At 42.9% G+C, this 10,472-nt stretch carries 11 protein-coding genes; all 11 read right to left on the bottom strand.

All coding sequences use genetic code 11. The features are described from left to right. Positions 1 to 160: 160 nt before the first annotated feature. The 11 genes from KUG63_RS03005 to KUG63_RS02955 all read right to left on the bottom strand — a co-directional run bounded on the left by KUG63_RS03005 (position 161) and on the right by KUG63_RS02955 (position 10,370). A complete protein-coding gene (locus tag KUG63_RS03005) occupies positions 161 to 448 on the bottom strand; it encodes an encapsulin-associated ferritin-like protein (protein ID WP_015004937.1) in 288 nt (95 codons plus the stop codon). Between the two features lie 77 nt (positions 449 to 525). Next, the gene (gene katG, locus KUG63_RS03000) at positions 526 to 2,682 is read right to left on the bottom strand and encodes a catalase/peroxidase HPI (RefSeq protein ID WP_016390331.1); all 2,157 of its coding nucleotides are present in this window, start codon (positions 2,680 to 2,682) and stop codon (positions 526 to 528) included. 366 nt (positions 2,683 to 3,048) lie between these two features. After that, the gene (locus KUG63_RS02995; RefSeq protein ID WP_073024089.1) at positions 3,049 to 3,759 is read right to left on the bottom strand and encodes an NYN domain-containing protein; all 711 of its coding nucleotides are present in this window, start codon (positions 3,757 to 3,759) and stop codon (positions 3,049 to 3,051) included. A gap of 89 nt (positions 3,760 to 3,848) precedes the next feature. Continuing rightward, on the bottom strand, positions 3,849 to 4,157 hold the full coding sequence (locus tag KUG63_RS02990) for a hypothetical protein (protein ID WP_287553956.1): 309 nt from the start codon (positions 4,155 to 4,157) through the stop codon (positions 3,849 to 3,851). 298 nt (positions 4,158 to 4,455) lie between these two features. Then, positions 4,456 to 5,115, bottom strand: coding sequence for an NADPH-dependent FMN reductase (locus KUG63_RS02985; protein WP_073024088.1), 660 nt, complete (start codon positions 5,113 to 5,115; stop codon positions 4,456 to 4,458). A gap of 170 nt (positions 5,116 to 5,285) precedes the next feature. Next, the gene (locus tag KUG63_RS02980) at positions 5,286 to 5,786 is read right to left on the bottom strand and encodes a hypothetical protein (RefSeq protein ID WP_073024087.1); all 501 of its coding nucleotides are present in this window, start codon (positions 5,784 to 5,786) and stop codon (positions 5,286 to 5,288) included. A 335-nt stretch (positions 5,787 to 6,121) separates the two neighbouring features. After that, positions 6,122 to 6,703 (bottom strand): YqaA family protein, encoded by a 582-nt coding sequence (locus KUG63_RS02975; protein WP_287553954.1) that lies wholly within the window; start codon positions 6,701 to 6,703, stop codon positions 6,122 to 6,124. A gap of 111 nt (positions 6,704 to 6,814) precedes the next feature. After that, entirely contained in the window at positions 6,815 to 7,678 is an 864-nt protein-coding gene (locus KUG63_RS02970; RefSeq protein WP_287553953.1) for an REP-associated tyrosine transposase, read from the bottom strand. Between the two features lie 135 nt (positions 7,679 to 7,813). Beyond that, positions 7,814 to 8,701, bottom strand: a complete 888-nt coding sequence (locus tag KUG63_RS02965) for a cation diffusion facilitator family transporter (protein ID WP_020931833.1) — start codon at positions 8,699 to 8,701, stop codon at positions 7,814 to 7,816. 7 nt (positions 8,702 to 8,708) lie between these two features. Further along, a complete protein-coding gene (locus tag KUG63_RS02960; RefSeq protein ID WP_020931834.1) occupies positions 8,709 to 9,536 on the bottom strand; it encodes a helix-turn-helix domain-containing protein in 828 nt (275 codons plus the stop codon). A gap of 342 nt (positions 9,537 to 9,878) precedes the next feature. Then, positions 9,879 to 10,370, bottom strand: a complete 492-nt coding sequence (locus KUG63_RS02955) for a DUF1643 domain-containing protein (protein ID WP_073024080.1) — start codon at positions 10,368 to 10,370, stop codon at positions 9,879 to 9,881. Positions 10,371 to 10,472: the final 102 nt, after the last annotated feature.

The raw sequence follows: 10,472 nt of genomic DNA, 5'->3' as shown, positions 1-10,472 counted from the left end.
TATTATGAAACCATCATGCCGTTAATCGCGGCATGATTAACTGGGAAAATAACTCCTAAGCAGGTTGTCCTAATTAGTGGAACCACTTCTGTATAATGCCTTAAATAACAGACGGCGCATTTTTGCGCCGTCCAAGTTAAATCATCTAGTTAGGCGTTGCCTATTTATGCGCGATGGGTTTGTCGGTAAATAAGTAATCTTTTAGCTCTTTATCCATTCTTGGGTCTTTTCTTCTAATCCATTCAAGAACCATGGCAGCATGCTCTTTCTCTTCATCTCGATTGTGAGCAAGAATGGCTTTTAACTCTTCATCTTTGCATGCATCAACTCGTTGGTTATACCAATCTACCGCCTCAAGTTCTTCCATAAGGGAGGTGATGGCTCTATGCATATCTCTTGTTTCATCTGTAATTTCACTAATAGGTTCGTGATAGCCTTCATTTGACATATTTTTAATCCTTTTTTATTTCCATAGTTTATACGGCTCCCCGTTAAGGGGTTTAACGGGGAGCCGCAATATAAATATCACGCTAGGTCGAAGCGATCTGCATTCATTACTTTAACCCAGGCCTTGATGAAATCAGCAACAAACTTTTTCTGGTTATCATCTTGCGCATACACCTCAGCGTAGGCACGCAGGATTGAGTTAGAACCAAACACCAAATCAACGCGTGTTGCTGTCCACTTTACCTCGCCAGACTTTCGTTCCTGTATTTCATACAGGTTTTTACCCGCTGGTTTCCAGGTATAACGCATATCCGTTAAATTCACGAAAAAGTCGTTACTAAGGGCGCCGACGCGGTCTGTAAACACACCATGTTGGCTATTGCCGTAGTTGGTGCCCATCACGCGCATGCCGCCTAATAGCACGGTCATTTCTGGTGCGGTAAGCCCCATCAATTGAGTGCGATCGAGCATCAATTCCTCAGCGGAAACAGCATAATCTTGTTTCAACCAATTACGATAACCGTCATGAATAGGTTCAAGGTCGGCAAATGAATCGGCGTCAGTCATCTCATCGGTTGCGTCTCCTCTGCCTGGCGTAAAAGGAACAGAAGCCTCTACACCGGCGGCACTGGCAGCCTGTTCAACACCCACATTACCCGCCAATACGATTAGGTCAGCAATACTCGCACCGGTTTCGCTAGCAATTGGCTCAAGCACAGACAGTACTTTATTAAGCCGCTGTGGCTCGTTGCCTTCCCAGTTTTTTTGTGAAGCAAGGCAAATCCGCGCACCATTGGCACCGCCACGTTTGTCCGATTGGCGGAAAGTACGCGCACTGTCCCATGCTGTTGCCACCATTTCGCTGATACTTAGGCCGCTATCTGAAATTTTTGCTTTAACAGCCTCAACATCGTAGTTGCTGTTACCAACAGGAACAGGGTCTTGCCAAATTAAGTCTTCTTGTGGCACTTCAGGGCCGATATAGCGTGCTTTTGGCCCCATGTCACGGTGTGTTAGCTTAAACCAAGCACGAGCAAAGACCTCGGAAAAGTAAGCAGGGTCGTTGTAGAAGCGCTCAGATATTTTGCGATACTCAGGGTCCATTTTCATGGCCATATCGGCATCAGTCATAATAGGGTTTAGTCGAATAGAGGGGTCTTCAACATCAACAGGTTTATCCGCTTCGTCAATGTCAATCGGTTCCCATTGCCATGCACCGGCTGGGCTTTTTTTCAATTCCCAGTCGTATTTTAGAAGCAATGAAAAGTAACCGTTGTCCCACTCAGTTGGTTTGGTTGTCCAAGCCCCTTCGATACCACTTGTGACCGTATCACGACCAATACCGCGTGTTGTTTTGTTGTTCCAGCCTAAACCTTGCTCGTCTACATCAGCGGCTTCAGGTTCCGCGCCCAACAAGGCTGCATTACCGTTACCGTGAGTTTTGCCAACCGTGTGACCACCGGCTGTTAGGGCAACTGTTTCCTCGTCATTCATTGCCATCCGCTCAAAAGTAACACGTACATCGTGTGCAGTTTTTAACGGGTCAGGTTTGCCATCGACACCTTCAGGGTTAACATAGATTAAGCCCATCATAACTGCGGCTAATGGGTTTTCTAAATCTCGCTCACCTGAATATCGGCTATTTTCGTTGTCACTAGGAGCAAGCCACTCTTTTTCTGACCCCCAATAGGTATCTTTTTCTGGGTGCCAGATATCTTCACGGCCAAAGGCGAAACCAAAGGTTTTTAGGCCCATCGATTCATAAGCAATAGTGCCAGCGTAAGTGATTAAATCCGCCCAGCTTAATTTGTTACCGTATTTCTTTTTGATGGGCCAAAGCAGACGCCGCGCTTTATCTAAATTAACGTTATCTGGCCAAGAGTTGATCGGTGCAAAGCGTTGATTACCGGTGCCAGCACCACCACGACCGTCAGCTATTCTATATGTACCAGCTGCGTGCCATGACATGCGGATCATCAATCCACCATAATGCCCCCAGTCGGCCGGCCACCACTCTTGGCTATCGGTCATTAACGCTAGCATGTCTTGTTTAAGTGCAGCGAAGTCAAGAGTTTTTACTTCGTGAGCATAATCGAAACTCTCATCTAACGGGTTTGTTTTGCTGTCATGTTGATGCAATATGTCCAGATTAAGGGCATTAGGCCACCATTTCATATTTGATGTGCTGACCTCTGTTGCACCACCGTGCATGACGGGACATTTATTTTCTGACATAAAGTATTCCTCAAGTTATTGGTTAGTCGTTACCACCTTAGGAGGTGGCGTGAACAAGCATCTAATAAATCCACCTATATGTATAGTCGATTGATTATATGATCACGATAGCTTTTATCTATTTGCCGCATTAATTAAATAGATTCCTGCATAACCCAATGTCTTGCATAAGCTTTAATTTACAAGATACGGTTTTCTCCCCCTTCGTTTTACAAGAATTTTCAGTCATATATCTACCAGCATAGGCCTTTAATTATTTTTTCAACAGTAAAGATACTATGTTTTTTTGTCACCCTGTGCGCGTTTAGTCATAATTTTGCAGGGCAATAACACAAGGGCGTTATTGTTTTTAGCCGATTGTTATATTTATTTTTTCTTTCGTAGGTCTTTTACTACATATGAATTACCCGGCCCTCGTTTGAGTTGAAACAAATCGATGGCTTTAAGAAGGCTGCTGAGGTTTTTATAACCGTAGTTTCTTGAATCGAATGATGTTTTATTAGAAATATGTGCGCCGACGGGGCCAAGGGCGGCCCATCCATTATCTTCTTCAGTGGCCTCAATGGCCTGCCGAAGTAAATTTATTAACTTGGTGTCAGACTTAATAGTCTTTGTTTTTGTTTGTGCGGTATCGCTGTTATCAGGTTTTTGATCTAAAAATAAAAACTTAGAGCACGCGTTAACGAAAGGAGAGGGTGTTTTTCGCTCACCAAATCCTAATACCACTTTGCCTTCTGCTAGGGCACGAGTAACCATTGGTGTAAAGTCGCAATCAGATGATACAAAGCACATAACATCTATATCTTTCGTATACATAACATCCATTGCATCAATAACCAAGGCTATATCAGACGCGTTTTTTCCTTTCGATAAATCATATTGTTGAACTGGCTGAATAGCATATTCATGTAAAAGGTCCTCCCATGCCTTTATAGAGGTTTTTTTCCAGTTACCATATGCTTTTCTTATGGTGACGACGCCGTATTTAGCAACCTCGCTAAGCACATCTTCAAACTTGCTAGCGGGCGCATTATCAGCATCTATAAAAAGAGCAATCTTTTGTTTTGAATCATCCATTCTTTTTACCTTGTTAATAGTTTTTAATAGCTAGTACTGCCAATAAAGTTTGTTTGGCTTAGTTAGCGTCGTGTCACAATCGCTTGTCATTAGCGTGTATGCTCGGGAAACAGTATTGGCCAAGAATCTTGAGAACCGGCAAACAAACTTAGGCTGTTTGCTGAGGGTTTTTCGCATGGTTCTGCAGCAAACTCTTTAGCTACGTGTGCAGACACTGGGGAGAAATAAATGTTCACGTCGCAATGCAGGCGACCTTCCGATTCATGTCGAATAAAGGCAGCCATTTCTTTTGGTTTGCCGGCCTGAGTATACGCTAACAATAGGTGTTGCTTGATTAACTCTAGCTGATCATAGGCCAACATGGCATCACCAAGGTTTTTTTTGAACCAGTTTTTCATAAGGGTCTTGAGGCTAATGTATTGTTGTGCGTTAGGGTTTTAGGGTATACCTTTTCTCTTAAGTTCAGGAGCTTTTGACGTATTGGTAAACTCAATTTTAACGTCGAAAAAATTGGGCCTTTTTAATGCCTGCTTGATAATGGATGAAGGCATTAGCTATGCCAACAAACTTCAAGCAGACGAGGTGGCTCAAATAAAAAAAACTGCATAGCCTTGAAGGTAGTATTTAGCAAACCATTTGTAGTGTTGCTTTAGGTTTTACGGAGAGCGAAGCCAAATACGAATCGAGCCTATCACGTCAAGGAGCGTTTCGCTCTGACGGTTTTGTTTTGAAATCAGTGATTAAATGATGAGGGTCAATGTAGGCACGTTGTTCCCTTGCGGCTTCGGCCCACCAAACCAATTGTTTGATGGTTCGGTCAAAATAATTGAACCATGAGTCATTATCGACCTCTGTTTGCGCAGCCCCGGTTTCGGTGAAGACTTCTTGTGCTTTAGGTACATGTATCATTGCGGAAACAGGCAAACAGCCTAGTTCTGATAAATACGTACGCATTCCAATGGCTGCACGCATACCACCCCATTGTCCTGCGGAATAGGTAGCGATCGCACTTGGTTTGTAGGCAAACAAAGAGCTGCCAAAGTGATTCAACAGGTTAGTAAGTGCGGGGCTCATAGAATGGTTATATTCAGGGCTAACCATAATAAAGCCATCAGCACTCCCAATTTTTGTCGCTAAATCATTGAGTTCACCAGGGGCCTTGTTTTTTGGGTAAGCAAAATGAGGCTTAAAGATAGTATCAAGCGAATAATCTAAAACATCGATCAACTCTATTTCATGCTTTTCATATCGGCTTTGCAGGCAGGCTAGCACTGCCTTAGCTACTCGAACACCCAAACGCGCAGGCTTCGGAGGCGTGCTATCACGAACTGTGCCTAAAAAAACTAAGAATTTCATATCAACCTCTACTTGATGCTAGCTATGGAGCATAACGCTTGGTTAAACAGGGCGTGCGAAAATCGTTTGTGAGATTATTTAACTTAAACATACAAAAGCATAAGCCGCCAGCGCAACGAGCTGACGGCTTATGTGGTTGCTGTTTTAATCGGGTAGGCTGGTTAACTAGCTTAGTATTTACCCATTTCCAACACGGTGGATGCAGTCACTTTGTCGTCTTTAACTGCTTTGATGGTTACGTAGTATTCATTATTCTTGCCTCCAGAACACGGTGGCATATAAGCGCCTGCTTTATCCCAACTTGGGCTGCGATGCGCTTCGATTAATGTAAACTCTTTAGGGATATCGAACGTATGGCCCAGAACAGAGGGGACTTCCACCTGACTTTTTTGTGGATCAATCATGAATTTCATTATTCCATGTCCACCGTTATCCATTACCTCGTAATTACGATCACTGTACTCCAGAACCAACGCGTTAGATTCCGCAGGGATTTCGCTAACAATTAGCTTAGGTGTTGCTGGGTTAATACCGCCAAATTTCTGACATTGTTGTCCTGTAGGCACTGTAACGCCATCCCATGATTCATCAGCAAACTTGGCATCCAGAGCGAATGCGCTAGTGCTGGCTAAAAAAGTGACTGCTAAAGCGTTGAAAAATTTAAATTTCATAATAATGTTTGCTCCTAGTGTTGAGTGTAAAGAGTGCAGAAATATTTTTTTCTGTCTTCTGCCTTTGTGACGCTAACTGCCGAATTTGATGCACCCACTTAAGATAAATGAAATTGTTGCCGCTCCACTTGGTCATTTGCAGGCGGCGTGTATTGAGGAGCACCATCAGTTAGGTTTATCATAAAAAAATATGTGTGTCTACCCATCGCAGTTTGCTGTATAGGCAGTGCTGAGTACTTACGATTAGCGACAGATGACGTGCACAACGGCGTCCATTAGTAGGCGTAAGCTGACTTAAAACTCCACTTGGAAAATTTTGGAACAGAACAATTATTTTAAACGTTGGATAACCACCACAGCAGTAAAATTACTAGCATGATAGCAATAATGGCTTTCGTTCTATAATGCTTTATAAGCGCTTCAGCTTTATCCCCCGCATAATAAACAACGGCGGCTAAACCAACATATCGTAACGATCTGGCTATTACTGTGGCTAGTAAAAATAAAGCCAGGGAATATTGCATCGCTCCTGCAGCGAGCATGGCCACTTGAAACGGAATAGGGGCAACACCAAGGGACATAACAAACCAAAAACCCTGGGTTTGCATATGTTGTTTTACAATATCGAATTGCTGCTGGTTAAAAAAGGTATCAATAATCCATTGTCCGGCTATATCAAAAAGGTAGTAGCCTAGTGCGTAGCCAAAACAGGCTCCAATAACACAGCCAATAGTAGCCATCAGTGCAATTTTCCACAGCGAATCTCGTCTGGCCTGCATCAATGGCGCCATAACAGCTTCAAGAGGGATAGGCACAATCGTCGATTCTAAAAACGAGGCAAACGTAATGCTTTTAAGCATGTGTTTTGAATCGACTAACTTCTGAGTTTTCTGTTCAACTTTTTTACTAAAAGGCATGTAGTCCTTTATGCGATTGTATGGAGACCCTTGGGCCTTTATTAACAAAAAGGCCAAACTCTGTATAACAATAACACTCTAAATTAAAAGCTCACATCGAAGGAAACGGGGTCAGGTCTTGCAATCACGCATCTCCGCTTTTTTAATGGCTCGACTAACCGTTGAATAATGCACATTAAACTCATCAGCAATGTCTTTCATTAAATAATCACCACTGACATATGCACTTACGATTCCCTCGTCACGTGAGGAATGATTTTTCATATACCAGTTTAAAGGTTTAGCTTGCGCCCTACGCTGTACTCTTGGAACTTCTCTAAGGTCACCTTCTCCAGCAATGCCTTCAATTCGTGTTAGCGCCTTATCAACAAATGCCTCATCACCTAAAAAAACTTGTCGCTTCAAAGCAGCCCATATTGGCGACAGGCCAACGCCCTCACGGACAAAATTTCCATAATTATTGATGGCAGTTTTTCTAGAATGACCAAAATGGTTTAATATCCAGTCCGTTTCCAACCAATTTGAACTAGAAACAACACCGATCATCGCCTGATAACTACTCCATTTCCAGTCCGACAAATCCGTTACCATTCCTGCTCTAATTGGGTTTAGTACAACATAACGTGATAATTCAAGTAAGTAAGCATCTTTTTGAACAAGAATAGCCTTAAATCGCCCCTGAAAAACATGACCAACACGCCCATGTCTTCGATTAGACTTTTGGGTAAATACTCCATTCAGTTGGCGCATCCCTTGTGACAAATTCCCCTCAATTGTTTCAATAACAATATGGTAGTGGTTATCCATCAAACACCATGCATGGCATCGCCAATTAAACCGATGACAAACCTGAGAAAAAACCTCTAACCAAATCAACCTATCTTCATCGTCAACGAAAATATCTTCACGTCGATCACCACGAGAGGTCACATGATAAAGCGCACCCGCATATTCAATTCTTATTGGTCTAGCCATAAGCAGACTCTATCAACACAAATGCATGATTGCAAGACCTGACCCCCCCCCTCAATTCCAATCTGTCATGAAGAATGATTACAGACTCTTCACTTCCACAATTACTCATTTAAAACTTGCTTCGATATAAAAAAGTTAACACTGATCATATTTGCATTCTTTAATCTCAAACTCGAGTGTTGAATGCCCGATGGAGAATTTTTGTGCAAGCGCTGTTTTTAATTCACCCTTCACTTTATCCAGTTGTGAATAATCAGAAAGTAGAACATGAGCTTCTAATGCATTCTGATGCTCGTCAAGTTGCCAGATATGTACGTGATGAACATTGATAACATTTGTTACCTGCTGCATGGCTGTGATGACATCATCAATAACAATGCCCTCCGGTGTTCCCTGCATCAGGATATGAATGGTTTTTGGTAACATCGTGGCTGCCTGGTACAAAACATACGCGGCTATCAATAATGTTATTAAGGTGTCACTCCAGTACCACTCATAAAGAAGGATCAGTGTGCCGGCAACAATAACACCCAGTGAAGCCAGTGCATCCGATACATTGTGCAAAAAAGCGGCACGGATATTCATACTGTGCTTAGACATGGTGAAGGTAAGAAACGCGGTTGCCAGATCAATCACAAGTGCTATCGCCGCCACAATCACAACCATCCAGCCTTCAATAATCTGTGGTTCATAGATTCGCCATAGCGCTTCATAGGCCAGGTACAGCCCAACCAGGACAAGCGTGACTAAATTAATCAATGTGGCGATAACTTCAGCGCGTTTATAACCAAAGGTTCTGAAATGATCCGCCGGTTGACGCCCGATCTTTCTGGCGACCCAGGCAATGAGCAGTGAGGCGGCATCACTGAAATTATGCAGCGCATCAGCAATAAGTGAAAGGCTGCCCGATAGAATACCACCGACGACCTGTGCTAATGTCAAGAGCATATTGATAGCGATGGCGAACCCCAGGCGGCGATCACCTATTGATTCAGTGTCGTGGTTATGCGAATGCGTATTCATTGTGTACCTATAAAGAAAAAGATTTTGTTGTTCGACTGGAAAGATAGGCATGTGCTTCCCGCGCATCCAGCTCTCGTGTACTATTACCTGTGCGTACCATAAGCCGTGCTACGCTGTCCTCATGATAATAAACAGGTTCAACAGCGCTCTCGACAATGACGCGGCAGATGGTTTTATTTTCAATATCGTGGAACCGGCAATGAAGTAATGCGCAAGCGTTTCCTCCTAGACTGGTTTTAACCGTATCCATCAGTGCGCGTTCGAAGCCGTCTCTATTTTTGTGTTTCAATGTCTGGAAGTCAGAGTCGATTCCAATGATATTGCCGTTGTCCTCAACACCGATTAGCAGTGTACCGCCTTCGCGATTTAAAAAACCGGCGATGGTTTTGATGACAATCGACTCAAGTGCGCGATTCGTTCGCTGTTGTCTTACATCCCAACGATACGTGGATTTGAATTCAAGATGCTCACTTTCGCCTCTGGCAATCAATAAGGGTAATTCTTCAGCAAGCTCGTGTTCCAGAGAGCGGACAAGATTTTTTTGGCCAGACAGTCTTATATGGTACAGACCGAACAATAGACCAACAATACCGCCAAGCAGTGCAAACACAAAGCTCATAGGCATTAATTCAAACTTGAATTCAGTAATTAAACGCTGAATCAAAAACTCTATCGGGCTGTTACCCGGAAATTCGATTAAGCCCTTGTATTCGTACCAGAATACCATTGTCGTCAACGGATGTAATAGAAGCACGCCTATTATTGCACCAATAATAAAATGAAAAAGTAAGATCCATTTTTTTTGATTAATTAAACTACCTGATGAGTATGTCATCTTTCTTTAACCACCTGTTTGGTTGATTATTCTCTTGATCTGGAAATCCAGTGCATTGATTCATCGTGGCTTGTGCCTCACCCCGGTGCATGGACACTTCCGCAACTGCAAAAACAGCTCTTGCATAGGCTTTACAGTCTTTGCCTAAATCCTCGAATGCGCTCGCCGTGTTTGTAAGAACCACCCCAATTCCAAAGGTTCCAACGATAGCCGCTGATTTTAACTTTTTATATTCGATCCTTCTTGAGGGTTAATGGGGTATAACGTTTGAGTTAACCGGCCTTTTTATACAGAGTGCAGCGAAGCGAAACGGCGTATAAAAAGGTCGGGTTGAATGACTTGTTATATTTTTTTAGCATGTGGGTAATCTTTTGTTTTAATACGACTGGGGTGAAGAAAACCACCGCCTTTATTTTTATCAATGCAATGTAGTTTTTTGCTGCCTAACAAAGACAATACATCATTTGCTCTTTTTTTGTTTCCATTGCCCCACGCTAGAACAATCATTGACGCATTAGCGCATATGTCTGTTATTGCATGGTCATTTAGCTTGCCGATAGGATTATTTTGTTTTTTTAAGTCATTTGGGTCTGTAGCTCTATAAGCATATAAGTTTACGATATAAAAACCACCCCAGCCCCACTGCATTGCTAAGTTATTGCAATTACACATTGTTAAGTCACACATTGCTGAGGTTGCTGTTGATGGGTTCATGCAAATAAAAACACCTATCGGTTTTTTATTGTCCCATGTGCGGTTGAGCCAATACCTATATTTACCACATTTTGAAATGTTGGCTTCGGCAGTTATGGTAAGTGATTCTGTTGGCTTCATGTTTTTAAAATATAACGTTTTGGGTAAGGGGCGCGGAGCGAGGAACGAGCGGAGCGTCCCAGTGAGCGATAGCGAACGAACTTGACCCACTTGTTAAGTGTG

The organism is Cycloclasticus sp. (genome assembly GCF_019090545.1).
Taxonomy (GTDB): domain Bacteria; phylum Pseudomonadota; class Gammaproteobacteria; order Methylococcales; family Cycloclasticaceae; genus Cycloclasticus; species Cycloclasticus pugetii.
The sequence above is the reverse complement of the archived record's forward strand: the minus strand, read 5'-3'. Positions and strand labels throughout refer to the sequence as shown.

Coding starts and splice junctions, on each gene's coding strand:
- KUG63_RS03005 (WP_015004937.1), bottom strand. CDS start 448: ATGTCAAATGAAGGCTATCACGAACCTATTAGTGAAATTACAGATGAA.
- katG (WP_016390331.1), bottom strand. CDS start 2,682: ATGTCAGAAAATAAATGTCCCGTCATGCACGGTGGTGCAACAGAGGTC.
- KUG63_RS02995 (WP_073024089.1), bottom strand. CDS start 3,759: ATGGATGATTCAAAACAAAAGATTGCTCTTTTTATAGATGCTGATAAT.
- KUG63_RS02990 (WP_287553956.1), bottom strand. CDS start 4,157: ATGAAAAACTGGTTCAAAAAAAACCTTGGTGATGCCATGTTGGCCTAT.
- KUG63_RS02985 (WP_073024088.1), bottom strand. CDS start 5,115: ATGAAATTCTTAGTTTTTTTAGGCACAGTTCGTGATAGCACGCCTCCG.
- KUG63_RS02980 (WP_073024087.1), bottom strand. CDS start 5,786: ATGAAATTTAAATTTTTCAACGCTTTAGCAGTCACTTTTTTAGCCAGC.
- KUG63_RS02975 (WP_287553954.1), bottom strand. CDS start 6,703: ATGCCTTTTAGTAAAAAAGTTGAACAGAAAACTCAGAAGTTAGTCGAT.
- KUG63_RS02970 (WP_287553953.1), bottom strand. CDS start 7,678: ATGGCTAGACCAATAAGAATTGAATATGCGGGTGCGCTTTATCATGTG.
- KUG63_RS02965 (WP_020931833.1), bottom strand. CDS start 8,701: ATGAATACGCATTCGCATAACCACGACACTGAATCAATAGGTGATCGC.
- KUG63_RS02960 (WP_020931834.1), bottom strand. CDS start 9,536: ATGACATACTCATCAGGTAGTTTAATTAATCAAAAAAAATGGATCTTA.
- KUG63_RS02955 (WP_073024080.1), bottom strand. CDS start 10,370: ATGAAGCCAACAGAATCACTTACCATAACTGCCGAAGCCAACATTTCA.